This is a genomic window from Roseobacter sp. CCS2 (assembly GCF_000169435.1).
Lineage (GTDB): Bacteria > Pseudomonadota > Alphaproteobacteria > Rhodobacterales > Rhodobacteraceae > Yoonia.
In genome coordinates, this window is record NZ_AAYB01000001.1 from 820,703 (window position 1) to 847,212 (window position 26,510).

At 55.4% G+C, this 26,510-nt stretch carries 26 protein-coding genes; 11 read left to right on the top strand and 15 right to left on the bottom strand.

Features of this window, described 5'->3' with window-relative positions:
• Positions 1 to 59: 59 nt before the first annotated feature.
• The 3 genes from phbB to RCCS2_RS04190 form a co-directional block, all read right to left on the bottom strand.
• A complete protein-coding gene (gene phbB / locus RCCS2_RS04180) occupies positions 60 to 785 on the bottom strand; it encodes an acetoacetyl-CoA reductase (protein WP_008231638.1) in 726 nt (241 codons plus the stop codon).
• Positions 786 to 864: 79 nt separating this feature from the next.
• The gene (locus tag RCCS2_RS04185; protein WP_008231639.1) at positions 865 to 2,040 is read right to left on the bottom strand and encodes an acetyl-CoA C-acetyltransferase; all 1,176 of its coding nucleotides are present in this window, start codon (positions 2,038 to 2,040) and stop codon (positions 865 to 867) included.
• A gap of 152 nt (positions 2,041 to 2,192) precedes the next feature.
• The gene (locus tag RCCS2_RS04190) at positions 2,193 to 2,999 is read right to left on the bottom strand and encodes an EAL domain-containing protein (RefSeq protein WP_008231641.1); all 807 of its coding nucleotides are present in this window, start codon (positions 2,997 to 2,999) and stop codon (positions 2,193 to 2,195) included.
• A 68-nt stretch (positions 3,000 to 3,067) separates the two neighbouring features.
• On the opposite strand from RCCS2_RS04190, the gene RCCS2_RS04195 reads away from it, so the two are divergent.
• Positions 3,068 to 3,670, top strand: coding sequence for a DNA-3-methyladenine glycosylase I (locus tag RCCS2_RS04195; RefSeq protein WP_008231643.1), 603 nt, complete (start codon positions 3,068 to 3,070; stop codon positions 3,668 to 3,670).
• Here RCCS2_RS04195 and RCCS2_RS04200 read toward each other — a convergent pair.
• From RCCS2_RS04200 to pgsA, 3 genes are read right to left on the bottom strand one after another with little or no spacing between them, the layout of a single operon-like run.
• Positions 3,657 to 4,097 carry a molybdenum cofactor biosynthesis protein MoaE gene (locus tag RCCS2_RS04200; protein WP_008231644.1) on the bottom strand — a complete coding sequence of 147 codons (441 nt, stop codon included), beginning with the start codon at positions 4,095 to 4,097 and terminating at the stop codon, positions 3,657 to 3,659. The genes RCCS2_RS04195 and RCCS2_RS04200 overlap by 14 nt on opposite strands.
• A complete protein-coding gene (moaD, locus tag RCCS2_RS04205; protein WP_008231645.1) occupies positions 4,097 to 4,342 on the bottom strand; it encodes a molybdopterin converting factor subunit 1 in 246 nt (81 codons plus the stop codon). Before moaD ends, RCCS2_RS04200 begins: the two co-directional genes overlap by 1 nt.
• Entirely contained in the window at positions 4,339 to 5,007 is a 669-nt protein-coding gene (gene pgsA / locus RCCS2_RS04210; protein WP_008231646.1) for a CDP-diacylglycerol--glycerol-3-phosphate 3-phosphatidyltransferase, read from the bottom strand. Before pgsA ends, moaD begins: the two co-directional genes overlap by 4 nt.
• Before the next feature lie 164 nt (positions 5,008 to 5,171).
• Here pgsA and RCCS2_RS04215 point away from each other — a divergent pair, with 164 nt between their 5' ends.
• From RCCS2_RS04215 to RCCS2_RS04230, 4 genes are read left to right on the top strand one after another with little or no spacing between them, the layout of a single operon-like run.
• The gene (locus RCCS2_RS04215; RefSeq protein ID WP_037293175.1) at positions 5,172 to 6,035 is read left to right on the top strand and encodes an FAD binding domain-containing protein; all 864 of its coding nucleotides are present in this window, start codon (positions 5,172 to 5,174) and stop codon (positions 6,033 to 6,035) included.
• Entirely contained in the window at positions 6,032 to 6,508 is a 477-nt protein-coding gene (locus RCCS2_RS04220; protein ID WP_008231649.1) for a (2Fe-2S)-binding protein, read from the top strand. The genes RCCS2_RS04215 and RCCS2_RS04220 overlap by 4 nt, the downstream gene beginning before the upstream one ends.
• A 1-nt stretch (position 6,509) precedes the next feature.
• Positions 6,510 to 8,747 (top strand): xanthine dehydrogenase family protein molybdopterin-binding subunit, encoded by a 2,238-nt coding sequence (locus RCCS2_RS04225; protein WP_008231650.1) that lies wholly within the window; start codon positions 6,510 to 6,512, stop codon positions 8,745 to 8,747.
• A 4-nt stretch (positions 8,748 to 8,751) separates the two neighbouring features.
• Positions 8,752 to 8,997 (top strand): MoaD/ThiS family protein, encoded by a 246-nt coding sequence (locus RCCS2_RS04230; protein ID WP_008231651.1) that lies wholly within the window; start codon positions 8,752 to 8,754, stop codon positions 8,995 to 8,997.
• Positions 8,998 to 9,180: 183 nt separating this feature from the next.
• Here the strand turns inward: RCCS2_RS04230 and RCCS2_RS04235 are convergent, their stop codons facing one another.
• The 9 genes from RCCS2_RS04235 to RCCS2_RS04275 all read right to left on the bottom strand — a co-directional run bounded on the left by RCCS2_RS04235 (position 9,181) and on the right by RCCS2_RS04275 (position 17,162).
• The gene (locus RCCS2_RS04235; RefSeq protein WP_008231652.1) at positions 9,181 to 9,738 is read right to left on the bottom strand and encodes a hypothetical protein; all 558 of its coding nucleotides are present in this window, start codon (positions 9,736 to 9,738) and stop codon (positions 9,181 to 9,183) included.
• A 274-nt stretch (positions 9,739 to 10,012) separates the two neighbouring features.
• Complete coding sequence (gene uvrC, locus RCCS2_RS04240) at positions 10,013 to 11,881, bottom strand: excinuclease ABC subunit UvrC (protein WP_008231653.1); 1,869 nt, start codon at positions 11,879 to 11,881, stop codon at positions 10,013 to 10,015.
• 285 nt (positions 11,882 to 12,166) lie between these two features.
• Positions 12,167 to 12,943: an SDR family oxidoreductase gene (locus tag RCCS2_RS04245; RefSeq protein ID WP_008231654.1), complete on the bottom strand. Its 777-nt coding sequence runs from the start codon at positions 12,941 to 12,943 to the stop codon at positions 12,167 to 12,169.
• The gene (locus RCCS2_RS18290) at positions 12,940 to 13,107 is read right to left on the bottom strand and encodes a hypothetical protein (protein ID WP_008231656.1); all 168 of its coding nucleotides are present in this window, start codon (positions 13,105 to 13,107) and stop codon (positions 12,940 to 12,942) included. The genes RCCS2_RS04245 and RCCS2_RS18290 overlap by 4 nt, the downstream gene beginning before the upstream one ends.
• Positions 13,104 to 13,898, bottom strand: a complete 795-nt coding sequence (locus RCCS2_RS04255) for a S49 family peptidase (RefSeq protein WP_008231661.1) — start codon at positions 13,896 to 13,898, stop codon at positions 13,104 to 13,106. Before RCCS2_RS04255 ends, RCCS2_RS18290 begins: the two co-directional genes overlap by 4 nt.
• 38 nt (positions 13,899 to 13,936) lie before the next feature.
• Positions 13,937 to 14,698 (bottom strand): ABC transporter permease, encoded by a 762-nt coding sequence (locus tag RCCS2_RS04260; RefSeq protein WP_008231664.1) that lies wholly within the window; start codon positions 14,696 to 14,698, stop codon positions 13,937 to 13,939.
• The gene (locus RCCS2_RS04265) at positions 14,695 to 15,621 is read right to left on the bottom strand and encodes an ABC transporter ATP-binding protein (RefSeq protein WP_008231666.1); all 927 of its coding nucleotides are present in this window, start codon (positions 15,619 to 15,621) and stop codon (positions 14,695 to 14,697) included. Before RCCS2_RS04265 ends, RCCS2_RS04260 begins: the two co-directional genes overlap by 4 nt.
• A 143-nt stretch (positions 15,622 to 15,764) precedes the next feature.
• Entirely contained in the window at positions 15,765 to 16,058 is a 294-nt protein-coding gene (locus RCCS2_RS04270; protein ID WP_156788415.1) for a hypothetical protein, read from the bottom strand.
• 126 nt (positions 16,059 to 16,184) lie between these two features.
• Positions 16,185 to 17,162 carry a type I glyceraldehyde-3-phosphate dehydrogenase gene (locus RCCS2_RS04275; RefSeq protein ID WP_008231669.1) on the bottom strand — a complete coding sequence of 326 codons (978 nt, stop codon included), beginning with the start codon at positions 17,160 to 17,162 and terminating at the stop codon, positions 16,185 to 16,187.
• A 469-nt stretch (positions 17,163 to 17,631) separates the two neighbouring features.
• On the opposite strand from RCCS2_RS04275, the gene RCCS2_RS04280 reads away from it, so the two are divergent.
• From RCCS2_RS04280 to RCCS2_RS04305, 6 genes are all read left to right on the top strand, one after another.
• Positions 17,632 to 19,905 (top strand): serine/threonine-protein kinase, encoded by a 2,274-nt coding sequence (locus RCCS2_RS04280; RefSeq protein WP_008231671.1) that lies wholly within the window; start codon positions 17,632 to 17,634, stop codon positions 19,903 to 19,905.
• A 57-nt stretch (positions 19,906 to 19,962) separates the two neighbouring features.
• Entirely contained in the window at positions 19,963 to 20,796 is an 834-nt protein-coding gene (locus RCCS2_RS04285) for an FHA domain-containing protein (protein WP_008231673.1), read from the top strand.
• Positions 20,780 to 21,847, top strand: a complete 1,068-nt coding sequence (locus tag RCCS2_RS04290) for a PP2C family protein-serine/threonine phosphatase (RefSeq protein WP_008231675.1) — start codon at positions 20,780 to 20,782, stop codon at positions 21,845 to 21,847. Before RCCS2_RS04285 ends, RCCS2_RS04290 begins: the two co-directional genes overlap by 17 nt.
• Positions 21,847 to 23,328: a hypothetical protein gene (locus RCCS2_RS04295; RefSeq protein ID WP_008231676.1), complete on the top strand. Its 1,482-nt coding sequence runs from the start codon at positions 21,847 to 21,849 to the stop codon at positions 23,326 to 23,328. The genes RCCS2_RS04290 and RCCS2_RS04295 overlap by 1 nt, the downstream gene beginning before the upstream one ends.
• Before the next feature lie 161 nt (positions 23,329 to 23,489).
• Positions 23,490 to 25,577 carry a dynamin family protein gene (locus RCCS2_RS04300; protein WP_008231677.1) on the top strand — a complete coding sequence of 696 codons (2,088 nt, stop codon included), beginning with the start codon at positions 23,490 to 23,492 and terminating at the stop codon, positions 25,575 to 25,577.
• A complete protein-coding gene (locus RCCS2_RS04305) occupies positions 25,574 to 26,461 on the top strand; it encodes a dynamin family protein (RefSeq protein ID WP_008231678.1) in 888 nt (295 codons plus the stop codon). The genes RCCS2_RS04300 and RCCS2_RS04305 overlap by 4 nt, the downstream gene beginning before the upstream one ends.
• The last annotated feature ends 49 nt before the right edge of the window (positions 26,462 to 26,510 follow it).

Here is a 26,510-nt window from a genome sequence, read left to right on the forward strand (position 1 = left end):
GCCGAACGAAAACGGGCCACTCCCGATCAGCGTGGCCCTTATTTTTTGTTTTGCTTGGCTTAGGCCAAATATTGGCCGCCGTTTGCCGACAAGGTGGACCCTGTGACAAACCCTGCATCGTCGGACGCGAGGAAGCAGACAGCGCGCGCGATCTCAGACGCTTCGCCAAGGCGGCCCACTGGAATTTGCGGCAGGATCACTTCGTTCATGACCTTTTCCGGGATCGTGCTCATCATTTCGGTGTTGATGTAACCGGGGGCCACGATGTTCACCGTGATGCCAGCGCGCGCGCCTTCCTGGGCCAGCGACTTGGTAAAGCCGATGTCGCCCGCTTTGGTCGCGGCATAATTGGCTTGGGCGAATTGCCCCTTCTGACCGTTGATGGAAGAGATCGTGACAATGCGCCCAAATTTACGTTCACGCATACCGCCCCAAACGTTATGCGTCATGTTGAAGACGCCGTTCAGATTGGTGTCGATGCATTCGTGCCATTGCTGCGGCGTCATTTTATGGAACGGCGCATCGCGGGTGATGCCGGCGTTATTCACAAGGATTTCAACCGGGCCAAGGTCTGCTTCGATCTGGGCGATGCCGTCTTTGCAAGCGTCGTAGTTACCCACGTCCCATTTGTAGGTCTTGATGCCTGTCTCGGCGGTAAAGGCTGCGGCCTTTTCATCATTGCCAGCGTAGGTGGCAGCAACATTGCAACCTGCGTCTTTAAGAGCCGTAGAAATAGCTGCGCCAATACCGCGCGAGCCGCCTGTTACAAGTGCAACACGGGACATGAGTTTCTCCTCCAGATATTTTTTTACGTAATCTTGTTATCGTTGCGCCACATCAGGCGCAACATTATTTCATAGACGGTTAGGGGCGCTCAACGCAAAGCGCCACACCCATGCCACCGCCAATGCACAACGTGGCCAGGCCTTTTTTGGCGTCGCGCCGTTTCATTTCAAACAGCAACGTATTCAAAACACGACAACCGGACGCACCAATGGGGTGGCCAATCGCGATGGCACCGCCGTTGACGTTCACAATTTCCGGGTCCCAACCCATTTCCTTGTTCACGGCACAGGCTTGCGCGGCAAAAGCTTCGTTGGCCTCAACAAGATCCAAATCACCGACAGACCAGCCTGCTTTGTCCAGCGCCTTTTGCGATGCATAGATCGGGCCGACACCCATGATGGATGGGTCGAGGCCAGCTGTGGCGTAGGATGCGATGCGCGCCAAAGGTTCAATCCCGCGCTTTTCTGCTTCATCCGCGGACATCAGCAATGTCGCGGCGGCACCATCGTTCAGGCCAGATGCGTTGGCGGCTGTGACGGACCCGTCTTTCGTAAAGGCGGGGCGCAGTTTTTGCATCGCTTCCATGGTTGCGCCGTGGCGGATGTATTCGTCTTTATCGACGATGATGTCGCCCTTGCGGGTCTTTACGGTGTAGGCTGCGATTTCGTCGTCGAATTTACCGGCCTTCTGTGCCGCTTCGGCTTTGTTCTGCGACGCGACTGCAAATTCATCCTGCATGTCACGTGTGATCTGGAATTTTTCTGCCACGTTTTCAGCAGTTTGACCCATATGATAGTTGTTGAAAGCATCCCACAAACCATCGCGGATCATTGTGTCGATATACTTCATATCGCCCATTTTCTGACCTGCACGCAGGTGTGCAGCGTGGGTGGAAAGTGTCATGTTTTCTTGGCCGCCAGCGGCGATGATAGTTGCGTCACCCAGTTGAATGTGCTGTGCGCCAAGTGCAACGGCACGCAGGCCGGACCCGCAAACTTGGTTAATGCCCCAAGCCGCCGACTCTTGCGGCAGCCCTGCGTTGATGTGCGCCTGACGCGCCGGGTTTTGCCCTTGCGCGGCTGTCAAAACCTGACCAAGGATCGTTTCGCTTACTTCGGATTTATCTACACCGGCACGTTCAACAACGGCTTGCAGAACGGCGGCCCCCAGATCGTGGGCAGGTGTGTTTGCGAATGATCCGCCAAAACTGCCTACGGCTGTGCGGGCGGCAGATGCGATAACGACGTTGGTCATAGGTGGTTCCCTTCAGGTTTCTAATTGGCCCAAAGGGTGCCATTTACACGTATCAGGTGCAAGACAATCCCCATTTGCCGTTTGGCGCGCTGGGTATGCGCAAAGTTGACGTAGGGCAAATCAAAGCCCTTATGCGCGCGGTGCAACCCCGCTCAAAGCTCTAACCGAGGCACCCCGAAGTGATATCCTTGCAGGCAGTCCACGCCAAGTTCTTGCAAAAATGCAGCCTCTCCTGCGGTTTCCACCCCGTCGGCGACGGCAAACATTTCGAATTGGTGGGCGACGTTGATCAACGCTTCGGCCAAGACCTGGTTATCGGGGTCACGGTCGATGCCACGGACAAAGCTTTTGTCGATTTTCACCAGATCGAAAAAGAAGGATTTCAGATGCCGGAACGCGATCAGTCCTGCACCAAACCCATCCAATGCAAAACCGACCCCCTTTGGTTGCATCTCGCTCATGAAGCGGATTACATTTTCATGCAGCATCATGGCCGATGTTTCACTGATCTCAAAAATCAGCCGGTCCCCTAAGTTCCCTTTGTCCATCAACCCCCGGTCCAGCGTGCGCCGCCACTCCCCATCGCCGATGGATCGTGCCGACAGGTTAACTGACAGCCGCAGACTGGGATTTCTGCGCAATTCATGCAGCGCCAGTTCCAACGACAGGCAATCAATTTCCCGTCCAAGATCGGTTTCTTCTACTTGCGGCATGAAATGGGCCGCCGGGATCAATCGCCCCTCTTCGTCAGACAAACGCATCAACCCTTCATGGAAGGCCACAAGGTTTTCTGCATCAGCCGTTACCACCGGATGAAAGGCCAATTGCCCCCGCCCGCCCGACAACGCGTTGCGCACAAGCCGCGGCACATCTGCATCGCGGCTGGCCATGGCATAGATCAACGGATCAACCAGCGCCTGCTCTTCCTGTTGGGCACGGCTGAGCGTGGTGTTTTGCATATCTGCACTCCATACTAACGCGGTGAATATGCGCGCGACTGCGCTAACAACCGGTTAAGGACAGAGCGATGACGGAAAGATGTGGCTGGGCCGGACCTGAGCAGATTTATATCGATTATCACGATACCGAATGGGGCGTGCCGGAGTATGACAGCCGAACCCTTTGGGAAAAGTTGATCCTAGATGGGTTTCAGGCGGGGCTGTCATGGATCACCATCCTCAAAAAGCGCGAAAACTTTCGCGCGGCGTTTGAAGGGTTCGACCCCAACGTGATCGCGGAATGGACGGAAAAGGATATTGAACGTCTGCTGGGTGACGCTGGCATCATCCGGCATCGTGGCAAGATCGAAGCGACAATTGGCAATGCCCGCGCCTGGCAAGAGATTGAGGCACGCGAGGGATTTGACCGTTTCCTATGGAACTACGTTGATGGCGTTCCATTGCGCACCATCCATGCTGATCGGTCGTTGATCCCCACCCAATCGCCGATGACGGCCCAAATCTCCAAGGATCTGAAAAAAGCGGGTTTCAAGTTCTGTGGTCCCACGATTGTCTATGCGTTTATGGAGGCGACAGGGCTGATAAATAACCACCTGACAACCTGCCATCGCCACGACCCATGTGCGGCCCTCGCGCGTGATCCCAAAGACGTCTGGCCTACCAGCGCTTAAGCGCGTCTTCATCAGTGTCTTTGGCATCGACCCACGCCGCACCCTCTGCGGTCACTTCTTTCTTCCAAAACGGTGCGCGGGATTTAAGGTAATCCATCAGAAAATCTGCCGCCTCAAACGACGCGGCCCGGTGTGCAGATACGGTGGCGACCATCATAATGGGCTCACCGGGTTTCAGCGGGCCGTAGCGGTGGATGACAAGCACATCTGCCAGCGCCCAACGCTGCACAGCCTCGTCCGCGATCTTGGTAATCGCGCTTTGGGTCATGCCGGGGTAATGTTCGATCAGCATTTCTTGCAGGTCGCCTTTGGTGTCGCGCACAACGCCGGTAAAGCTGACGACTGCGCCGATATCAGTGCGGTCTTGGGCAAAGCTGTTCAGCTCTGCACCGGCGTCAAAAGGGTCTGACTGAACGCGGACTGTCATCAGCCGCCTGTCATGGGTGGGAAGAAGGCAACTTCGCGCACGCCGTTCAAAGGGGCGTCAAAATCCGCTAGCTCTTGATCAAGCGCCACCCGCAGCGCAGAAGTATCCGCGAATGCTGCGGCATAGCGGTCCTCGCGGGCGCTTAGTTCGGAAATAAGGTCTTTGACTGTAGCCGCGTCTGTTTCGACCGTCTCTTGTGGCAGACCGATCCGTTCACGGACCCAAGCGAAATAAACAACATTCATGCGTTTGTATCCCTGAGATAGGGGCGCGATTTGTTGAAATAGTCCCACCCAGTGACCAGCGTCAGGACAGCAGCCAGCCAAAGCATGATGATGCCACCCCACCAGCTAATCATCATCCCCTGATATTTCCACCACAGGCCCAACTCATCAGGGCCAGTGCGTTCAATCGCCTCGGTTACCATTTCTTGGGTCATGGCCAGCGATTGCATCCCAAAATAATGCTCAAACGCACCCGTCGCAAACAGCATGGAAATCGCGACCATCTGCGCCGTTGTTTTCCATTTGGCAAGGTTCGTCACCTTCAACGTACCCGCCGTATCGCCCAAGAATTCACGCAAGCCTGAGACAAAGACCTCGCGAAAGATGATCACAGTCGCAGGCAGTAATATCCACGGATTCATACCGGAAAAGCCGGTGATCACGACCAGCGCGATAATCACCATTGCCTTGTCAGCAATCGGATCCAGCATCGCGCCTAGTTTGCTTTCCTGTTTCCATGCGCGGGCCAGATAGCCATCAAGGAAATCGGTCAGCGCCGCGACGACGAACAGCACCAAGGCAAACCAATCCGCCCAAGGCCGGGCAAAGTATAAAAACATCACCACAACGCCGGGCGCTGCGGCCAGACGCAGGATGGTCAGTATGTTGGGCAGGTTCAATGTCATGGCAAAGTGGTAGCGCGGCTATCCCTGCGATACCAGTGGGTGTGGCGAAAATCTGCGTTGGCATGCCGCGAATGGGTTTGACCCTTTGGGGGACTCGCGACACAATATCAAGGAAAGCGGCCCGATGTGATCCGCACCCCCCTACCAAGACATGGGAACACCCGATGAGATACGTTAAGCCCGAGAGCTTTGAGGCGGCAGCAACCCTATTGCGCAACGAAGACGGCATCGCACGCATTTTGGCGGGCGGTACGGATGTGCTAGTTCAGTTGAAAGCCGAGATGGTTGAACCTGACCTGATGGTTGACCTCAAGCATCTGCCCGGCATGCGCGATATCGTGGCCGAAGATGGCGGGTTCCGTGTGGGTGCCGCTGTCTGCGGGGCCGAGATGGGCGAAGATGCGGCATTGAAAGCGATGTGGCCGGGTGTGGTAGAAGGGGTTGAGTTGATCGGCTCATCTCAGGTGCAAAGCCGCGCGACGATGGCAGGCAACCTGTGCACCGGATCGCCTGCGGGGGATAGTGTGCCAGCGATGGTCACGGCAGGGGCCGTGGCCCGTGTGCAAGGGCCAGATGGCGTGCGTGATGTGCCAGTGGTCAATATTCCAACTGGACCGGGCAAGAATTCACTGGCGAAGGGCGAATTTATAACGTCGATCTTCCTGCCTGCCCGCCCTGATAATGCGTCCGATGCTTACCTGCGCTTCATTCCGCGTACTGAAATGGACATTGCGGTGTCATCCGCTGCGGTGAGTTTGGCGTTGGATGGCGATGGTGTTGTCACTGATGCGCATGTTGCTGTCGGTGCAGTCGCCCCCACCGTTTTGCTTGTGAAGGAAGCAGGCGATACCTTGGTTGGGTCAAAACTGGACGACGCCGAAATCGCTGGTCTTGTCAGCGCGGTTGAGGCCGCTTGCAACCCGATCACTGACAAGCGCGGCACTATTGAGTTCCGCACCAAAACCGCAGGCGTTCTGGCCAAGCGCGCCGCACATATCGCGTATTCCCGCGCCGGAGGTCAGGCATGAAAACGATCCCAGTCGAGACAACGATCAACGGCGATAGCACAGAGTTTCTGTGCCACGCCGATGAAAGCCTGCTGGACGTGCTGCGCGATAGGCTGGGCATGACAGGCTCGAAGGAAGGCTGCGGAACCGGTGATTGCGGTGCCTGTAGTGTGATGCTGAACGGGCGGGTGGTCTGTTCCTGTCTGGTGCTGGGCGTCGAAACCCAAGGTGCTGAGATTGAAACCATCGAAGGCATGGCGAATGGTGAGGAATTACACCCTTTGCAGCGCGTGTTCCTTGAAGAAGCCGCCCTGCAATGTGGCGTCTGCACGCCGGGTATTCTGGTGGCGGCGAAGGCCCTGCTCGAAAAGAATCCTGACCCGACCGACACCGAGGTCCGCTATTGGCTGGCCGGCAACCTGTGCCGCTGTACCGGCTACGACAAGATCATCAAGGCGGTCCAGACCGCTGCGGCTGAAATGAGGAGCGCATAACATGGCTTTTGACGCACAAGCAAAGCGCAATTTCAAGGTTGTCGGCACCCGGGTCACCCGCCCCGATGGGATTGATAAGGTGACAGGCAAGGCCGCTTATGGCGCGGATATCGCGGCCCCCGGCATGTTGTACGGGCGCATCCTGCGCAGCCCGCATGCCCACGCGCGGATCGTGTCGATTGATACGTCAGCGGCTGAGGCACTGGCAGGGGTCAAGGCGGTTGTAACGGGCGCGGACCTTGCACAGCCGGACGATGAAGATTTCGCAGATGTCGCGATCAACTGCCTCGCGCGGGACAAGGTGCTTTACGATGGACACGCCGTTGCGGCGGTCGCGGCCAAAAGCAAATCCATCGCGAAACAAGCAATCCGCTTGATCAAGGTGGACTACGAAATCCTGCCGCATGTGACCGATGTAGACGCCGCGATGCAACCCGACGCGCCAGTTGTTCAGGAGGGCCGCGCGCTGGAAACCGTGCCTGCGGGCATGTCCCAGAACGTGACGACCCATTGTCAGTTTGGGCACGGTGACTTGGATGCGGGCTTTGCCAAAGCGGACAAAATCATTGAGCGCAGTTTCAAAACTGCGGCCACCCACCAAGGCTATATCGAACCACAGGCCTGCATGGCGAGCCTCGGATCTGATGGCCGAGGCGAGGTCTGGTGCTGCACCCAAGGGCAATACATGGTGCGCGCGAATTGTGCCGCGGTGCTGGGGGTTGAGGAAAGCCAGTTGCGCATCACTTCGTCCGAGATTGGGGGCGGTTTCGGCGGCAAAACGTCAACCTTTATCGAACCTGTCGCGCTGGCACTGTCACGCAAATCCGGCAAGCCGGTGAAGATCGTAATGACCCGCGATGAAGTGCTGAAGGCGACCGGCCCAACCATCTCATCCTCCATGGATATCAAGATTGGCATGACCAAGGACGGGCGCATCACCGCCGCGCGGGGCGAGTTGCGCTATTCCGGCGGAGCGTACCCAAATGGCACGGTCAACATGGGGGCACAGGCGGCTTTCGCAGCCTACGATCTGGAAGCGGTGGAAACCGTTGGCTGGAATGCGATGACGAACCGGCCCAAAGAAATCCCCTACCGCGCACCGGGTGCGCCGACGGCGATCTATGCGGTTGAGAGTGTGGTAGATGAGCTGTGTCAGGAACTGGGCCTCGACCCGCTGGACGTGCGCTTGATGAATGCCGCACGCAAAGGCACGGTTTCGTCCTACGGCCCGACCTTCAACGACATCGGCTTGGTCGCAACGTTGGAAGCGGCGAAGGCACACCCACATTACACCGCACCTTTGGGTGAAAACCAAGGACGTGGTTTGTCCTGCGGGTTCTGGTTCAACTTTGGCGGCAATACCTGCGTGTCGCTGAACATCAACGACGATGGCACGGTCGGCGTGGTTGAAGGCAACCCTGACATCGGCGGTTCACGCGCGTCTATCTCGATGATGGCAGCGGAAGAACTGGGTGTGCCTTACGACAAGGTACGGACCGTGATCGCCGACACCTCCTCACTCGGGTTCAACGACATCACAGACGGTAGCCGGGTGACCTTTGCGGTCGGGCTGGCCACGATTGAGGCGGCGCGCGCGGCCATCAAAGAGATGTGCAGCCGGGTCGCGAAAATCTGGGACATCGACGAGGACGCTGTGATCTGGGAAGACGGTTGCGCCAAACCGGCGGGGCCGAATGCGGGCACGCATCCGCCGATGACGCTGGCCGAGATTGCCGCCATTGCAGGCAAAACCGGCGGGCCGATTGCAGGGCACCATGAGGTGAACGCAGACGGCGCTGGCGTCAGCTTTGGCGTGCATCTGTGCGACACCGAAGTGGACCCGGAAACCGGGGCCACGAAAATCCTGCGCTACACCGTGTTTCAGGACGCAGGAAAGGCCGTGCACCCCGATTACGTCGAGGGACAGATGCAAGGCGGGGCCGTGCAAGGCATCGGTTGGGCGCTGAACGAAGAGTATATCTACGGCGAGGATGGGCGTTTACAGAACGCGGGCTTCCTCGACTACCGCGTGCCCGTTGCGTCTGACCTGCCAGACATCGAAACGGTGATCTTAGAAATCCCCAACCCCGGCCACCCCTACGGCGTGCGCGGCGTGGGTGAGACGCCGATTGTGCCGCCTTTGGCCGCAATATCGAACGCGGTGTCACGAGCGGCGGGCGGGCGGATGACGGAGCTGCCGATGTCACCACCACGCTTGCTGAAAGCGATGACTGGCTGAGGCGATGGTCCGTGTGAAACTCTGGGGATCGCTGCGCGCATTGGCGGATGGCGAGGAATGGGTCGAGGTGGAGGCCAGCAATTTTAAGGAATTGCTGGACGCCTTGGCCGAGAAGCATCCGGGGCTCGCGCCGCAGATCAAACGGGGGGTATCACTGGCACTGGACGGGGTGATTTACCGCGAAGCGTGGTTCACGAAGATCGGACCGGAGAATGAGGTGATTTTGATGCCTTATATGGTGGGTGGGTGAAGTTGTGGATGGCTGCTATTACGTGAGAGCCAAAAGCGTTCAAAAAACAACTAGGATTTTGAATGGGGTTTTCTGCAGCATCAATTGGTATGATTTGAGATCGAGCCCAAAACGAGTATCTTTGACACATGCCTGAATACCGGGTCGGCAAAATACATTCCAACCGTCATAAATCAAAGATGGCTATATTTCGCCGCTACGGATCTTCTGAAGAAGATCGAATACTAACTTTGGGTTTTCAATAGCCCGAAACGTAAAGTCACCATTGTCTCCGCTCCAAACTCCGAACTGCTTCTTTATCGAAAAGAAAATCGAGAAGGCACTCGGTGGCCTACCTAGCTGAACCGACCCTCGAGTTCCGTCTTTGAGTTTGACAAAAAGCTTAGGTGTAATTGGAAGAGTTCGGACTTTCAGACCAAAGGCGGAAGTCTCAATCAATGCCTGTTTTTCAGTTAACGCATAGACGGTCCTGCGACGCTTGTACTGATCAATCATAAAACGGCCAACAGTAAAGTAGAAACAAGCTGTAAGAAGTATGAATTGTACTGCCATGCTTAGTAAATCCGGTTTATGGAATGCAGAGATCGCTTGTGCCGCGAGACCCGACCATAAGATAGAACCTGGAATCAATAGAACTTCGATTGGCCGCAACACGAAAAGCTGATCAGTAGGACGTCCTTCCCAAAGAATCCGTTCCTTTGCTTCAATGTATGCCTCCCAACTACCTTCTGGTCTCGCCATGCACCATTCCTTCAGCTGCGGACCACCAAACTACCAGGGCATTGCGCCAAAAACTAGGCGGATGGAAATAGCTTCAGGTCTATAGTGTCTTAACGAGGACGCTTGAAATGAGCTTGAAGCGTTCCTGAAGCGGCTTCTCAAAAACGACCGTCTATTGAACGTCAACCAAAGCGGACTTTGACGCGCTTGCAGACCAGGTTCGATTTGTCCGCGAAGCGGACATTCATAGTTCGCATAAGAATTATCAGGACACACTCCAAACAAGCTCTCCCTCCTACCCATTCTCATGAAAATAATCATACACCGTCTGCGCCAGCTTCGCTGACACCCCGTCCACCGCTTTCAAATCCGCCAAATTCGCCCGCGCGACTGCCTTGGCTGATCCGAAGTGCGCCAATAGCGCCCGTTTCCGTGTGGCACCAACGCCGGGGACGTCGTCGAGCGGTGTGGCCCCGATGGCTTTCGACCGTTTCGCCCGGTGTGTGCCAATCGCGAAACGGTGTACTTCGTCGCGCATCCGCTGGATGAAATAGAGCACCGGGTCGTTGTGCCGCAGCGCCATGACGGGTTTGCCCGTGCGGTGGAATTCCTCTTTGCCCGCGTCGCGGTCTTCGCCCTTCGCCACGCCGACCATGGGGATGTCACTGACGCCGAGGTCGTTCATGATCTCGCGCACGGCACTGACCTGCCCTTGTCCGCCGTCGATTAGCAGCAGGTCGGGCCACGTGCCTAAGGTGCGCTCGGGGTCTTCTTTCAGCAGGCGCTGGAAGCGGCGGGTCAGCACCTCTTTCATCATGCCGAAATCGTCGCCTGGGGTCAGGTCATCACCGCGGATATTGAATTTGCGGTATTGGTTTTTGTCAAATCCGTCGGGGCCAGCCACAACCATAGCACCCACCGCATGGGCACCTTGGATGTGCGAGTTATCGTAGACCTCGATCCGTTGGGGCGCCCTGTCCATCTCGAACGCTTCAGCCACGCCTTTGAGCAGCCGTGCTTGGGTGGCGGTTTCGGACATTTTGCGCGCAAGGCTTTCGCGGGCATTACGCAGGGCGTTCTGCACCAGTTCCGCCTTTTCGCCGCGCTGGGGGACAATAATTTCGACCTTGCGTTCCGCCTTTTCGGCCAGCGCGTCTGCCATCAGATCGTCGCTGTCTAACCCATGTGACAGGATCAGCATGCGGGGCGGTTCGCGGTTGGAATAGAATTGGCCGACAAAGGCCTCCATCACTTCGGATGGGTCCTCATCCCCGGACACGCGCGGGTAATAATCGTGGTTGCCCCAGTTTTGATTGGCGCGGATGAAGAAGACCTGCACGCAGGCTTGGCCGCCGTCGCGGTGAAGAGCGATCACGTCAGCCTCTGGCGTGTTCTGTGGGTTGATGCCTTGGGCGGATTGCACTTGGGTAAGGGCCTTAATCCGGTCGCGCAGGGCGGCAGCGCGTTCAAACTCCATAGCTTCGCTGGCATCTTGCATTTGTTTGGCAAGCGCTTCTTGAATGCCCTTCGTGCGGCCTTGCAAGAACTTCTCGGCATCGCGCACCGACGCCTCATAATCACCTTCAGCAATTAGCCCACAGCAGGGGCCAGAGCAGCGTTTGATCTGGTATTGCAGGCAAGGGCGCGTGCGTGTTTCAAAATCACTGTCGGAACAATTGCGCAGCAAAAAGACCCGTTGCAGTTGATTGAGCGTGCGGTTGACGGCGCCTGCACCGGCAAAGGGGCCGTAGTAATTCCCTTGCTGTTTCTTTGCCCCGCGATGTTTCTTGATCATCGGGAAGGCATGATCTTTGGTGACCAGTATGTTGGGAAAGGATTTGTCGTCGCGCAGCAGCACATTGTAGCGCGGTTTCAACTGCTTGATCAGGTTCTGTTCCAGCAACAGCGCCTCTGTTTCCGTGCGCGTTGTCAGGAACATCATCGACGCTGTTTCGCGGATCATACGCGTGATGCGCGGCGAATGCTGGCCGGGGCGCGCATAATTCGACACACGCGCCTTTAGGTTGCGGGCCTTGCCAACATACAAAACACGACTGTCAGCATCGAGCATGCGGTAAACACCCGGTGAGCTATCCAGCGTACGCAGATAGCCATGGATCACATCGTATCCGGTCTTGGTTTGTTTGATTGGCTGCTCTGTCATCTATCGGTTCTGTGATTCTCGTTTGGCTGCAATGGTAACGCACCGGGGACAAGAGAAAAGGCATCCACGGTTTCTGTGGATAACTCCGTGGGTTATTCCCTGACAGGTGGATTTTTTCGTTGTATTTGGCTGGCTTCGTTGATTTGCCTAAAAAATAGGCAGTTTCGCAAGGTATTGAAAAACCTGTATATTATTATTGCTATTTGGTTAACGCCTTGAAAAATAGGCCCTTTGTGACAGTTCCGTGAACGGGCAGCGGCGCAGGTGCACAACTTGACGCAGATGCTATTCAACGCCCAATACGTCAGGCGTTTCCCAAGCAAGGTGCTGACCCCCATCAACGGCCAACATTTGGCCTGTGACGGCAGGCGCATCGAGGAAATATCCAAGCGCTGCAGTGATATCAGACGGGTTCGCACCACGCTTCAGGATCGTTGCGGCGCGTTGTTTGTCGAAGTGTTCTTTGCTTTGCCGATGCCCTTGCAACGTCGGCCCCGGACCGATGCCGTTCACCCGCACGCGCGGGGCAAGTGCCTGCGCTGTGGTGCGCGTCATCGCCCACAGGCCCATCTTGGCGATGGTATAGCTCATAAACTCTGGCGTGAGCTTGTGGATGCGTTGGTCAAGCATGTTGATGACAAGCGCCTTGGCTATCGGTTCACCTTGGTCATCTGTGTCAGGGTCCGGCACTTGGGCGGCGAAATTTTGTGTCAGAACGAAAGGCGCGCGTAGGTTGGATTCCATGTGCCGGTCCCAGCTGTTGCGCGTGCCCGTCTTCACATTATCGTATTCAAAGATTGAGGCGTTGTTCACCAGACAGGTCAGCGGCCCGCCCAGCGCGTCAGCGGCACGCTTGACCAAAGCTTGTGTGGCGTTTTCATCCAGCAAATCAGCCTGCACAGTGGCGCCAGAACGCCCCAACGCTTCGAGTTGGGCCACGGTATCCTGCGCGCCAGCCTTAGAGCCGGCGTAGTGCACCGCCACATCGTAACCGCGGTGCCCCAGATAAAGCGCCATGGCTTGCCCCAGCCGTGCGCCCGCCCCAGTGACCAGCGCCCTCATTTGCGGGATTTTTCGCATTGGCACGGCCCTTTGCCGATCCGGTAGCGCAGGCATTTGGGGCATTTCGCCTGTGCCAGCCGGGCCTGCCCCGGAAACCGCCATTTGCCGAACATGGCCAACACCAGCATGAAGGCCAGAAAGATAAAGATCGCTTTCAGGATCAAAGGCCGAACCTCGCAAAGGCCGCACGTTCTTCGATGCCTGCGACAGCGTCATCCACGATCTGCGCACCAAAGCGCGCCAACAGCGGTTTCTTTTGCCCATAGCGGCGGAATTGCACCTTGTCGCCGAAGCGTTCTTTCATCACCGGGGCAAGATGGCCGATGCCATCGGCCAGCCCTTCGTCGATCCCTTTTTGGCCGATATAGACTTCGCCAGTGAACAGGTCGGGGTTGTCAGACAGTTTGGTGCCGCGCCGCGATTTGACGTAATCAATAAAAGTCGCGTGCAGATCTTCCAGCCAACCTTTCAGCTTTTTCACATCGGCAGGTTTTTCCGGCTTGAACGGGTCCATCATGGACTTGGATTTACCAGCAGTATGCACCCGACGCTCGACCCCGATTTTGTCAATTGCCTCGGTCGCGCCAAAGCCTGCGCTGATCACACCGATAGAGCCGGTGATGGAACAACTGTCGATGAAAATCTCATCTGCGGCGCAAGCGAGCCAGTAGCCGCCAGAGGCTGCGACATCCTCGACAAAAGCAAAGACGGGGATTTTCTTTTCATCGGCCAACCGGCGAATGCGTGAGGCGATAAGCGACGACTGCACGGGCGACCCACCGGGGCAGTTAATTTCAAGCGCGACAGCTGCGGGCTTGCCTTTGCTGAACGCCTTTTCAATGACGGGGGCAAGGCCGGGGTTATCCAAACCGCGCCCGGAATTGGCGATAGCGCCTTGCAGCCGGATCACGGCAACGAAAGGCTCTGATTTCATGAAGGGGATGTATTTTTTCATGCTTTGCTACTTAGGCCTTCTGGTGGCACTCGCAAGGGTCACTGTCTGATCCGCCAACCAGTGCGGAAGATCCACCAGATGATCGCAAGACATGCGCCCGTAAAAAGCGCGATCGCGAATAGGGAAACGCCGATGGCCACGTCAGCCTCGCCAAAGAACGACCAGCGGAAACCACTGATCAGATAGACGACCGGATTGAACAGCGTGATCGTTTGCCAGACAGGAGGCAGCATGCTGATCGAATAGAAAGACCCGCCAAGGAACACGAGCGGGGTGATCACCAAAAGCGGGATCAGTTGCAGCTTTTCAAAGTTGTCTGCCCAGATACCGATGATAAAGCCAAGGAGCGCGAAACTGACGCAGGTCAGTACCAGAAAAAGCATCATCGCGAAAGGATGCGCGATCTGGATATCGACGAAGAAGAACGCAGTGATCAGGATGATCACGCCGATGAAAAGTGCCTTTGTAGCGGCGGCCCCGACGTAGCCTGCGACGACTTCAAGAAAGCTGATGGGGGCAGAGAGCAGCTCGTAGATCGTCCCAATGAACTTTGGGAAATAGATGCCGAAACTGGCGTTCGATGTCGCTTGCGTCATGACAGACAGCATGATCAGTCCTGGCACAATGAACGCGCCATAGCTGACGCCCTCGACCTCTTGAATACGGCTGCCGATGGCGGCGCCAAACACCACGAAATAAAGTGATGTCGACAAGACGGGTGAAATCAGGCTTTGTGTAATGGTGCGGAAAAAGCGCCGCATTTCAAAGATATAGATTGTCCAAACGGCGTTCAGGTTCATGGTTTTTCCTTTACGAGGCCAACAAAGATGTCTTCCAGACTGCTTTGCTGGGTTTGGATGTCCTTGAATTGCAGACCGGCCTTTTGCAGGTCGTTCAGTAGCGTGGTGATCCCGGTGCGTTCGCCCGTGGTATCGTAACTGTAGGTCAGGCTAAGCCCATCATCCGCGCGCGCCAGATCATAACCTGCAAGCGCATCAGGGATCGTCGCGGCCGCATCGGTCAATTCGATCTTCAATTGCTTTTGACCCATCTGTGCCATCAGATCAGCTTTGTCCTGCACCAGCAGAATTTCACCCTTGTTGATGACACCGACCCGGTCGGCAATCGCCTCGGCCTCTTCAATATAGTGGGTGGTCAGGATGATCGTCACGCCAGATGCCTTCAGTCGTGCCACGACCTCCCACATATCTTTGCGCAACTCCACGTCGACGCCTGCGGTGGGTTCATCAAGGAACAGCACGCGAGGTTCGTGGCTTAATGCCTTAGCGATCAGGACCCGGCGTTTCATGCCGCCAGAAAGCGTCATGATCTTGCTGTCCTTTTTGTCGTGCAGCGACAGCTGTTTCAGCACATCTTCGATATAAGCGTCATTGCGCGATTTACCGAAGATACCGCGCGAAAAGCTGACAGAGTTCATGACCGTCTCGAACGGTTCAAGGTTGATTTCTTGCGGGACCAGCCCGATCAAATCACGAGCAGCACGAAACTGGGTTTGCGTATCAAAGCCGCCAACGGTGATCTTGCCAGATGTCGGCACCGTGATACCACAGATGGTTGAGATCAGGGTTGTCTTGCCTGCACCGTTGGGGCCAAGCAGGGCAAGTATTTCCCCCTCTTCGATATCAAGATTTACGGATTTAAGGGCCTCAAAGCCCCCCGCATAAGCCTTGCGCAGGTTTTTGACAGATACGATCGCGGACATGGGGTGACCTTTGGTTTGGTCAGCCGAAGGTAATGCGGTCCGTAAAGAAGTAAAAGTCCTAACGATACATGGTGGTGATCTAGCCTATGTGCAAAAACGCACCATGGTGCGCGATCAGCTTTGCCTAATCAAAAAGGGCGCGCTTACTGTACCCTGACGAAGGTGATACCGGTCAATATGGTGTCAAAGTCTTCGATGATAAGAAGCGGATTGAGCTCAACAAGCTCATCAAATGTAATCCGGCGAGGCAGGTTATTCAGGAAGTCCCAGATGTTTGTCTCTGAAAAAACAGCGGTGCAAACAATATCGTTTTCTTCAAGGAAAATGGCATCATTGTTGCAATCTTCGTTGCCATATGTGGTGCCAAACGCGCTAAGTGGTGTTGCAAACAACGCAAACAATATCATGGCCGCTATGCGTGAAGTGTCTCTGGTCATGCTAACTCCTCGTTACCTTTGACCCCCGCAAAGAGCCTAGGATAACTTGGTGTTTGTCACAAGAGACATGGCAATGATGTGAACAGGCGTCAGGGGCACGGTCGTTTTATTGGTCGGCCTAAACACCTATTTTGGGCCCATCATCTGCGCGACATCCAGCATCCGACAAGAGAACCCCCACTCATTGTCATACCAGCCAAAAACCCGCACCAGCCCGCCCTGCGTGACACGCGTTTCAGGCAGGGAAACAATCAGGCTTTCGGGCCGGGCGCGCAGATCGGTCGACACCAGCGGCTTATCGGTCCAGCCAATAATACCGGATTGCGCCCGTAACAGCGCATGCACATCTTTCAGTGTCACGCGCGCATCAAGCGTGACGGACAAATCGACGGCAGAAACGGACGCAACGGGAACACGCACCGCCGCTGCCTCGATCCGACCGGCAAGGTCTGGCAGGACTTGGTTCAATAGCTGTTGGGCAGAGGTCGTTGTTGGCACCATCGACAATGCCGCCGCCCGACTGCGCAACATATTACCGCGTGGCGCGTCAACGCTGGGCTGACTGCCGGTGTAGCAGTGGATTGTCGTCATCCATCCCGTTTGCAGCCCCCACGCATCATCAATCAAGCGCACCAAGGGCGCCAGCGCATTCGTTGTGCAAGAGGCGTTCGACACAATCGGCTGATCGTCCAGCAGATCATCGTTGGCCCCCAGCACCATGGTCAGATCAGCCGCGTCAGAAGGCCCCGAAATTAGCACCCGTCCCGCCCCAGCCTGTAAGCCGCGCGCAGCAACATCGCGGCTGTTGGCCTTGCCGGTGCATTCCAGCACGATATCGACATCCGACAAATCAAGCGCTGAGATATCAGCGGCCTGTGTCCAGGGAATAGCCTGACCATCAAGTACAAGCGCGTTGTCTACAAAACTGACATCCCCGGCAAATGGCCCAAAGACGCTGTCGTAGGAAAAAAGATGGGCGCATAGGTTTGGGTCCGCAATGTCATTGATTCCCACGATTTCGACCTCTGGCCAGGCGCCCGACGTTTGCACACGCAGCATCGTGCGACCGATCCGGCCAAACCCATTTATAAATACGCGCACCATGCGTCCGTCCTCCACCTTCGGGGGGATGCTGCAACTTTGTGCAGGGCGCGACAAGCTGGGTTTCTTCGTCGCGCGAAACGGCCTTATTCATATGCCGTTCATAGAATCGGGCGGATTCTGACCGCAATTCATCCCAGAATCAGAGCAGAGATCGCTTAGAATCGACACTGAGCCGTCGAAATTTTAAGCATGATTACGATTTTTGCGGCTTTTCGTGCGAAATTTGCCGCATTTACCCCACACAACACAGGTCGGACACAAAGCTATGTGTTTTCAGTTAAAATTAAGAGAAATCGGCGATTTCTTGCCGGTCACTGTTTCACATTCCGCACCTAATCCGTGATAAACTGGTAGATTAAGAACCACTAAACAACAAGTTAGCGTCACTTTTTGGCCTAATTTGAATGAGACCTAAGAGCCTGAGATCGGGAAACCGATGTATGAGTGATTTTGAAAGCTGGGTAGACAGATGGCTAAGCCACAAGAGAAAGAGACCGATAACGACAAGGACAGCTTTGTTGATGAGCTAAAGCCGGGCACAAAACTGATGCACGGCCAGTACACAATCGACAGCTTTCTGAATGCTGGTGGTTTCGGGATCACTTATCTTGCCCGCGACAGCCTGGACCGTAAGGTTGTCATCAAAGAATGTTTCCCCGGCGCGTTCTGCCGTCGCAGCCGGTACGTGGTGCAAGCCCGTTCGCGCGCGCACCAGAATGAATTGAAATCCATCGTCCGTCTGTTTGTACAAGAGGCCCGCAGCCTTGCCAAACTGGACCACCCGAATATCGTTGGCGTGCATCAGGTTTTCGAAGACAATGAGACCGCTTATATGGCGCTCGACTTTGTCACCGGTCGCGACCTGCTGGATACAATCGAGGATCCAAACCACGGTCTGAACCCAAGCCAGATTAAGTCGATCCTGAAAGAGATCCTTGGCGCCGTGAGCTTTATTCACGATCAAGGCATCCTGCACCGTGACATCTCGCCAGACAACATTTTGATCAACAAAGACTTCCACCCTGTCTTGATCGACTTTGGCGCCGCCCGCGAAGAAGCAACCAAGCAAAGCCGCGTTCTATCTGCGTTGCGCGTTGTCAAAGACGGCTATTCGCCGCAGGAATTCTATATTGCCGGGTCCGAGCAAAGCCCAAGCAGTGACCTTTATGCTTTGGGTGCATCGTTCTATCACTTGATCAACGGCGATGTGCCGCCAAACTCGCAAGCACGTCTGGCCGCAATCGCGTCGGGTGAACCTGATCCTTATCAGCCTCTCGCTGGTCGCTTTTCGGATTATGAGCCAGAGTTTTTGGCTGCAATGGATAAGGCTCTTGCTGTTCTTCCAAAAGACCGTGTTCAGTCCGCGAAGGATTGGATTGCGATGATGGACGGGACCCATGGCAACGTCACACCACTGAATGTCGGCGGCGCTGTCGCAGGCGACGATGCGGATGGTTCATCTGATGCGTCACCACTGGCTGCAACACAGCAAAAATCGAAAATGCCTTTGCTGCTTGGCTCTGCTGCAGCAGTAGCACTGCTTGTCGGCATGGGCGTGATGACAATGACAGGTGGCGACGAGACGCCGGTTGCAGAGGCCCCGGTTGTTGCCGAAGCGCCAGCCGAAGAACTTCCGCCGTTTCTTGCTACACCTGCAGAGACACCTGAACCAACCGCGACTGAAACGGTAACAGAAGTGGCACCCGCAGCCCCTGCACCAGTTGAGGAAGACGTTGTCGTTGCTGAACCAACAGCACCATCTGTCGCAGAAGAGTTGGCCGCTGAATTGGCCGCAACAGACACACCACAGATTTCCAGCGAACCAACTGTGACTTCTGAACAGGAGCGCGCTGTGTCTTCAACAGTTGTAGAAGGCCCAGAAGCCGGCGATGCGCCGACCCCTACAGTGCGCCCATCGACACGCCCCGAAGCTGTCGAACTGGCCGCTGTGCCTGAGTCAGAGCCACTTCCCGAGCCTGTCGCGACCCCGCGTCCGGTCACAGAAGAGCCTGAGACGGGTGCAGCCCTGCCCGAAGTGTCCGCAAACCGTACACTTTCGACATCTGAAATTGCAGCAGTTGAGCTGCCATCAACGCCTGACACGGTCGAGGCGATTGGCAACGGTCCTGTCGTTGATATCGCGGCCGTTACGCCCGGCAACGAGCTGGTAACCGGCCCGATTGAAGCTGACTGGAGCGTTCAGTTGCCGTTTGTTGCAGCTGGTGACCGGTCAAACATCATTGCCGAGGCTGGTCCGATTTCACCTGTCTGGGTCGAGCCTGGCCTTGTGATCACTGGCGTCAACGGAACATCGGTCGAGGCCATTGCGGATATCCCAGCTGTTTTACGCGAACAAGCTGGCGCCCCGGAAGAGTCACCAACTATTGCTGTGTCATTCAACACCTTGAACCCATCAACTGGTGAAGCGCTGCAGCAAAACTGGATCCTTCCTGTTGTGCAGACTGTGAAACTGGAAGATGGCACACAATTCGAAACCGTCTTCGCAGGTTCAGGCTGGCGCACATCGGTGGTTGAATTGGATGCAGGACAGACCGGTGGTCTGGCCGTCGGCGACGTTATCACATCCTACATCCCGACCGGCGAAGTTATAGATCAGCGCGACTCGATGGTAGACTTGTTTGAGCGCGAATTCGACAACGGCACAGAGCAGTTTATGTTCGCCGTGCAACGTGATGGCAGCCTGTGGGTTGCGTCGCTCGCCTCAACGGGCGGGACAGAGTAAAACGATATAGCGGGCCCTGCGGCATGCTAGCGTTATGTAAATTGGAAGGTAGCTAAGATGAAATTCATTCGTGATCTGCTTGGTAAAAAACGCAATGAAGAGGCCGCGCGACCAGCGCCGCCAGTGGAATCTCTTGAGCAATCCTATCGCGACACGATCGGATCAATGGTCGATGGTGATGGTCAGTTGGACGAAAAGCCAACGCCCAGTGATGTTCTCACAAAAGAAGTGCGCATCATCAGCCCAGATAAGGCAAAGGCCCCATCAGAGCCGGTCGCCGTTAATATCTGGGACATGGAAGACGATGGGTCCTCAACCACCCTGCCGGAACCAACAGCCCCAGCCGCACCAGCGGCCCCAAGGGCAGAGCCTGCGGTGGCGTCAGCTGCGGCAGCCCGGTCTCCGGCGCGGTCGCGTCGCACCAAGACCCGTTTGATTGGTTTTGATAAATCCGACGGCGATGTTGTGGATCTGTTCAATGATACGCCAAAAACCGCACCAACAAAGAGCTTGAAGTTTCCTGTTGGTTGGCTGGTCGTGACAGAAGGCCCAGGGCGTGGCGAAAGCTTTTCGCTTTTGGCCGGGATGTCGCAAATCGGGCGCGGCGAAGATCAGGCGGTCCAGCTTGATTTTGGCGACAACTCAATCTCGCGCACGAACCACGCGGCGATTGTTTTTGATGCGGACACCAAGGAATTCTTGCTTGGTCACGGCGGTAAATCAAATATTGTACGTTTGAATGACAAGCCTTTGATTAGCAATGAAACGCTGAACACAGGCGATGTTATCCGCATCGGTGAAACTGTTTTGCGCTTTGTTGCCCTGTGCGGCAAGTCATTCAACTGGTCGGAAGGTACGACTGAGGAGGACGAAGATGTGGCGATCGCCTGAACCACGTTTTGACGTTGCATCTGCAATTTGTCAGGGCGGGCGCGACTATCAAGAAGACGCTATTGTAACCGATTTTCCCTTTGGGGCGGACAGTGGCGTTGTCGTACTTGCGGACGGAATGGGCGGTCATGCTGCCGGTGACGTGGCAAGTAAGATCGTCGTTACCGAAGTCTTTAGCGAACTCAAGTTTGAAAGCGCAAATTTTGCGGATTTCGAAAGTGAAATTCCGCGTTTCCTGACTGAATCTGCGTCCAATGCGAACAGCTATGTCCGTGACCACGTGGAATCCCACCCGGAAACACGCGGTATGGGTGCGACTTTGGTATCGGTCATCTTGATCGAAAACCGGATGTACTGGATGTCGATTGGTGATAGCCCGCTTTATCATTATCGCGCTGGTAAGATGAAGCAGCTGAACGAAGACCATTCGATGGCGCCACAGATTGATTTCATGGTTCAGCAAGGTTTGCTGGATGAGGAAGCTGGCAAAAACCACCCTGATCGTAACTGCCTGACTTCGGTAATCCTTGGTGATCGCGTTGCAAAGTCTGATTGCCCAAAGACACCGTTTGAGTTGCAGGTCGGCGATATCGTTATCGTCTCTAGTGATGGCTTACAGTATCTTGATGATCCCAAAATCCAAAAGATACTGCACCGATATCGCCGCAAGAAAGCGGCCGAGATCGCAGGTTACCTTCTGGAAGCGATCGAGGCGCTGGCTGATCCTGATCAGGACAACTGTACCTTCTCGGTCATCAAACTGAACCACAACAAGCCGGTCATCCGCGCTATCCGCGCCAAGCCGGTTGGCCATGTTGATGCGCAAACCGCAAACGTGACGCGTGTGGTCGAATTGGACGAGGTCGAGAAAACCCCGGAGAAGCCGGAAGATAAGCCTGAAAAGAAGCCAGCGAATGCTGCTAAATCAGAACCTACGGTGATCAAAGAGGTCAAACCGCTCAAAAAAGTTGAGCTTAACGATGACATTGATATGACAGAGGAGGTTGATGCGGCTGCGCCGCCGGCTAAGATTGCCGCCGGAGGTAAGTAATGTCGAATCAATCGCTGGGGAACCGGGTTCAGGCTGAACTCGAGCAGGCCGTCAAAAGTGGCCTGCTTCCTGATTCTATACAACCGAAAGCCGAACAGCTGCTGTCGCGCCTGATGAAACCGGTGCGCCTTGCTCTGTTGGGCATGCCTGGATCGGGTAAATCTACTTTGCTGAACCTTTTGGTCGGTGATGAAGTGATCCCTGATGGTATCCGCCTGCCCACCCTTCAACTTGCCTATGGTCAAAGCGAAAAGGCTGTCTGCACCCTTTCGGACGGGTCAAAAACTGTGCTGGATGGTGTCGATATGACCGAAATCGCGGATCTTTCACCAGTTTTTGTCGAAATGCTGCTGCCACTGCCTGCTTTGCGCAAGATTTCCTTGCTTGAGGTTGTCGCGCCCAATGACGCGAACGCGATCCACCGGGCATCGCAATGGGCCGCTAAGCGTTCTGACGTGACCCTATGGTCAACACGTGGCTTCAACGAAACCGAACAGCGGATCTGGAGCACGATGCCCGATCTGACGAAAGATCACGCATTTTGCATGATCACACGGGCTGATTTTCTGAAAACAGAAGGCATGTTGGAAACAACTGTTGGCGCGGTCAAACTGGCGGCGAAAGATGAGTTCGCCGAGGTGCTTGCAATTGCCACGACACAAGCCGTCAACGCACGCCGCGCTGATGGAACCGTCGACAAGGTCGCAATGCGCGACAGTGGCGGATCTGCGTTGATCTCTGCCGTGCTGAAGCAGGTAGAGCTTGGACGCCAGTCTGCGGTGGATATGGCCGATGTGATGCTACATCAGTACAATGATATTTTGGCAAATGAACCCGCACCAGCCACCAAAGCCACCCCCGTTGAAGATATAGCGCCAGCGCCAGAGACCCCAGAGGAGGCCTCAGAGGACATCGCCATAGAAGATGATGCGCCTGCTGCGCCACCTCAGATGGAAGAACCCCCTGCACCCGCAGAACCAGAGGAAGTGACAGACGCCAAACCGGCAGCACAAGACGCCATTTCCCGTCTGCGCGAAATCGCAGCCCGCAAAAACGTATCTCGTGATGCAGCGGCTGAAGCGCAGGCCGAAGCCGAAACACCAAGCGCGCCAGAGCCAGAGATGGAGGCGGAAGAGGCCACACCCGCCCTGCAACCGGCCACTCGCGAAGCCTATGCTCATGTGATTGCCTACATCGAAGAACGCGGCACAGAACTTGCGGCTGTGTTGGAAGAACAAGGCGAAAACGGCCCAGCCGAGGTGATGACACTGACCGCTGATCATATCCAGTGGCTGTGCGATTATCTGAATGAAAATGGCGATGACGCGGACCAGTCGCTGCAACGCGCACGGGATACTGCATTTGATGCGGCAGATATGGTGCAGTTGATGCAAATGGAGAAACGTGACGACGTCGCCCTTGAAGCTGTTAGCCTTATGCTCCAAATAAAGCGTGAGTTGCAGGCAGATATCGCAGCGTAAGTTGCGGTTAATCTTGTAGAAATTTTAGCGAATACGCCATACTTTTGCCGTGCTGGTCTGTTTCCATTATGGCAATAAAGAGGGCGTTCTTATTGCTATTTGGCTGCATGCGGAACAGGTGCTAATGCTAGTACTATCAATTTGCTAAGGACGAAACTGGGATGAAGATGGAAGAGGTCGCAAATGAGGACGGTTTAGCCGTCCCGCCAAAGCAGCTGCCTTTCATGCGATTGGGTCTGGAAAAGCTGGACGCTTTCCATGATGAGGTTGTTGATCTAGAGGCGACCCTTGGCGACGTTGTAAAACTGGGTGGACTGGAAGCTGACAAAAAAGCAGCCCGTCTTATCAAGCAGTTACGCGCTTTTGAACCTAGCATTACAATGATCGGGCAGATCAAGGCAGGTAAGACATCCTTGGTGAATGCCATGATCGGGCGTCCTGATTTGCTGCCTGCGGATGTGAACCCGTGGACATCTGTTGTGACGTCACTTCACCTCAATGCACCCCTCCCGGACGATGCGCCGACAGCAACATTTCAGTTCTTCAGCCAAGGCGAATGGGACCATCTTGTCGAGAACGGAGGCCGAATCGGTGAACTGTCCGAACGTGCCGGTGCTGACGATGAGTTGGAAAAAGTCCGCCTGCAAATTGCTGAGATGCGGGAAAAGACCAAGCAGCGCCTTGGTCGTAAGTTCGAATTGTTGCTGGGACAGAAACACAACTACGCCGAACTGAGCGATGAATTGGTGCAGCGTTACGTCTGCATGGGCGATGATTTTGAGGACACGGACGAAGACGACCAACAGGGTCGTTTTGCAGATATCACAAAGTCGGCCGACCTGTATCTGTCCGCCGACAAAATCCCGATGCCGATCTGCATTCGCGATACGCCCGGTGTGAACGATACCTTCATGATGCGCGAGCAGATCACGATCAATGCGCTGCGCGACAGCCGAATCTGCGTCGTTGTTTTGTCTGCGCATCAGGCCCTCAGCTCAATGGATATGGGGCTGATCCGCCTGATTTCGAACGTCAAAGCGCGCGAAGTTGTGATCTTTGTCAATCGTATTGACGAATTATCGAACCCCGCCGAACAAGTGCCCGAAATTCGCGATAGCATCCTGCAGACTTTGGCCGACAACAACGGTCCCGAAAATCCGCAGGTCATCTTTGGCAGCGCCTATTGGGCCAATATCGCTTTGTCCGACGACTTGGATGATATCGTGGCAGACAGCGCAGAAGCCATGTTTAACTGGGCCGAAGCATCCTTGAGCGCGGAAAGCGCTGGCATGGATACCAAAGAACTGGTTTGGCATCTTTCTGGCGTGCCACAGCTGTATCGCGCCCTATCCGAACGGATTGCCGAAGGCCCCGGTGCTGAAATTCTATCCGCTTCACGCAAACGCGCACTTAATCTTGTGGGCGGTGTCCGCGCATCGAACGCTGTTGTATCCATGCGTCTTGATGGCGACACGGTTGAGGTGATGTCGGGTGATAAGCTGAAAACGCACCTGACAGAGCTGGAAGAGCAAAGCCTCAAATCACTTGATGAGCGGCTTGATATCGCGTTCCAGCAATTCGGATCGCGCGTGGACCAATCCCACAAACGGTTCTTGGATCGTGCTTTGGAATCCCTGCTGCAACATCTGGAAACCAACGGCGAAGAAGAGGTTTGGCAATACAGCCCTGATGGGCTGCGCATGTTGTTGCGCACCAGCTATCAGGTGATGCGCCGGAACGTCACGGCGACCTGTCAGGACGTTTATGGTGCCGCGGCCTCTGATCTGGCGAATACCTATCGGTCAGCCTTTGGCGTGGATGTTGAAAACTTTACAATTACACCTCCCTCTGCGCCGGAAATCCCTGCCCCCGTTTCACTGGGCCAGACCATCGCGCTGGATTTGCAGACGTCATGGTGGAAGGGCTGGTGGAAGCGCCGCAAGGGCTATCGTGCCTTTGCCAGTGGCTTTTACGATCTGATCGAAGCTGAAACCGCGCCAATCGTGGATGAACTCAAGGTCCGGCAGGCGGATGAAATTCGCGCCAAGGCGAGAGTCGAGCTGCAGGAATTCCACGCTGAGCAACGCGCGATCTTACAGGACATCAGCAGTAAATCAGAAATCGCCATTGACGATTTGGAAGACATTTTCGGTATTACTGCACAGCAGGAACGGGATGAGTTGTTTGACTACATCTTTGAAGAACTGACCGAAGGCGAACCGATTTTGGCGGTGGGAGTTGATAAATGAGTGTAGGTGAAGCCGCCTCTGGCACACGTCGCAAGCCACGTATCGCCCTGATGGGGGAATTCAGCGCGGGCAAAAGTACGCTGTCTAACTTGCTGATGGGCCAGCGCCCGTTGCCCGAAAAAGTAACCGCGACCCGTTTGTCGCCTGTCTGGATCACATACGGCACGCGCGCGCCTTACCGCGTTGACGTCGATGGCACGACCGAACCTGTTGATATTGAAAACCTTGAAGGTATCCCGGTTGAGCAAACCCGCAATATTCGTCTGTTTCTTGAATCAGATATTCTGGAAGTCTGCGATCTGATCGACTTTCCGGGGATTTCGGACCCGAATATGTCATCCGCAGTCTGGGAACGCATGTTGCCAGAGGTTGATGCCGTGATCTGGTGTACCCATGCCACGCAGGCCTGGCGCCAATCAGAAGCCGCCGTTTGGAATGACATGCCAGAAGCCGTGCGCGAAAATTCGATCCTGCTGATCACGCGCTTTGATAAGCTGACAAATGAAAAAGACCGCAGCCGCGTGATCAAACGAGTGAGCCGTGAAACCAAAGGGCAGTTTGGCGGAACCTTCCCCGTTTCGCTGTTACAGGCAATTCAGGCTGGCGATGACTATGATCGTTGGGATTCCAGCGGTGCCGGCCCATTTACTGCGCATCTGATTGACGTCATCGAAAAACTGACCGCACTAACCGCGCGCACAGAGCTGCCACTTTATAACGTGGACAGCCTAGCCGATGTGCCGCAACCTGTTGCCGCAGCCGTTAGTCCACGCCGTGTGCAACGCGCCCCTGATGGTGCGCGCCCGTCGCGTCCACGCACGCGTGCTGAGACACCAGAGGATCTGCCTACATCTATCGCAGACCCGATTGTCCCCTCGTCTTAATGTTGATCCGCGTTCGCGGGTCTTTCACAAACCGTACAATTGCCGTAGT

Bases quoted from the DNA above. Each gene is read 5' to 3' on its own strand.
- RCCS2_RS04285 (WP_008231673.1), top strand. From the start codon at position 19,963: ATGAAATTCATTCGTGATCTGCTTGGTAAAAAACGCAATGAAGAGGCC.
- RCCS2_RS04245 (WP_008231654.1), bottom strand. From the start codon at position 12,943: ATGAGGGCGCTGGTCACTGGGGCGGGCGCACGGCTGGGGCAAGCCATG.
- RCCS2_RS04235 (WP_008231652.1), bottom strand. From the start codon at position 9,738: ATGGCGAGACCAGAAGGTAGTTGGGAGGCATACATTGAAGCAAAGGAA.
- uvrC (WP_008231653.1), bottom strand. From the start codon at position 11,881: ATGACAGAGCAGCCAATCAAACAAACCAAGACCGGATACGATGTGATC.
- RCCS2_RS04305 (WP_008231678.1), top strand. From the start codon at position 25,574: ATGAGTGTAGGTGAAGCCGCCTCTGGCACACGTCGCAAGCCACGTATC.
- RCCS2_RS04275 (WP_008231669.1), bottom strand. From the start codon at position 17,162: ATGGTGCGCGTATTTATAAATGGGTTTGGCCGGATCGGTCGCACGATG.
- RCCS2_RS04200 (WP_008231644.1), bottom strand. From the start codon at position 4,097: ATGACAGTCCGCGTTCAGTCAGACCCTTTTGACGCCGGTGCAGAGCTG.
- RCCS2_RS04215 (WP_037293175.1), top strand. From the start codon at position 5,172: ATGAGATACGTTAAGCCCGAGAGCTTTGAGGCGGCAGCAACCCTATTG.
- RCCS2_RS04300 (WP_008231677.1), top strand. From the start codon at position 23,490: ATGAAGATGGAAGAGGTCGCAAATGAGGACGGTTTAGCCGTCCCGCCA.
- moaD (WP_008231645.1), bottom strand. From the start codon at position 4,342: ATGAATGTTGTTTATTTCGCTTGGGTCCGTGAACGGATCGGTCTGCCA.
- RCCS2_RS04190 (WP_008231641.1), bottom strand. From the start codon at position 2,999: ATGCAAAACACCACGCTCAGCCGTGCCCAACAGGAAGAGCAGGCGCTG.
- RCCS2_RS04225 (WP_008231650.1), top strand. From the start codon at position 6,510: ATGGCTTTTGACGCACAAGCAAAGCGCAATTTCAAGGTTGTCGGCACC.
- phbB (WP_008231638.1), bottom strand. From the start codon at position 785: ATGTCCCGTGTTGCACTTGTAACAGGCGGCTCGCGCGGTATTGGCGCA.
- RCCS2_RS04290 (WP_008231675.1), top strand. From the start codon at position 20,780: ATGTGGCGATCGCCTGAACCACGTTTTGACGTTGCATCTGCAATTTGT.
- RCCS2_RS04265 (WP_008231666.1), bottom strand. From the start codon at position 15,621: ATGTCCGCGATCGTATCTGTCAAAAACCTGCGCAAGGCTTATGCGGGG.
- RCCS2_RS04260 (WP_008231664.1), bottom strand. From the start codon at position 14,698: ATGAACCTGAACGCCGTTTGGACAATCTATATCTTTGAAATGCGGCGC.
- RCCS2_RS04220 (WP_008231649.1), top strand. From the start codon at position 6,032: ATGAAAACGATCCCAGTCGAGACAACGATCAACGGCGATAGCACAGAG.
- pgsA (WP_008231646.1), bottom strand. From the start codon at position 5,007: ATGACATTGAACCTGCCCAACATACTGACCATCCTGCGTCTGGCCGCA.
- RCCS2_RS04230 (WP_008231651.1), top strand. From the start codon at position 8,752: ATGGTCCGTGTGAAACTCTGGGGATCGCTGCGCGCATTGGCGGATGGC.
- RCCS2_RS04185 (WP_008231639.1), bottom strand. From the start codon at position 2,040: ATGACCAACGTCGTTATCGCATCTGCCGCCCGCACAGCCGTAGGCAGT.
- RCCS2_RS04270 (WP_156788415.1), bottom strand. From the start codon at position 16,058: ATGACCAGAGACACTTCACGCATAGCGGCCATGATATTGTTTGCGTTG.
- RCCS2_RS04280 (WP_008231671.1), top strand. From the start codon at position 17,632: ATGGCTAAGCCACAAGAGAAAGAGACCGATAACGACAAGGACAGCTTT.
- RCCS2_RS04195 (WP_008231643.1), top strand. From the start codon at position 3,068: ATGACGGAAAGATGTGGCTGGGCCGGACCTGAGCAGATTTATATCGAT.
- RCCS2_RS04295 (WP_008231676.1), top strand. From the start codon at position 21,847: ATGTCGAATCAATCGCTGGGGAACCGGGTTCAGGCTGAACTCGAGCAG.
- RCCS2_RS04255 (WP_008231661.1), bottom strand. From the start codon at position 13,898: ATGAAAAAATACATCCCCTTCATGAAATCAGAGCCTTTCGTTGCCGTG.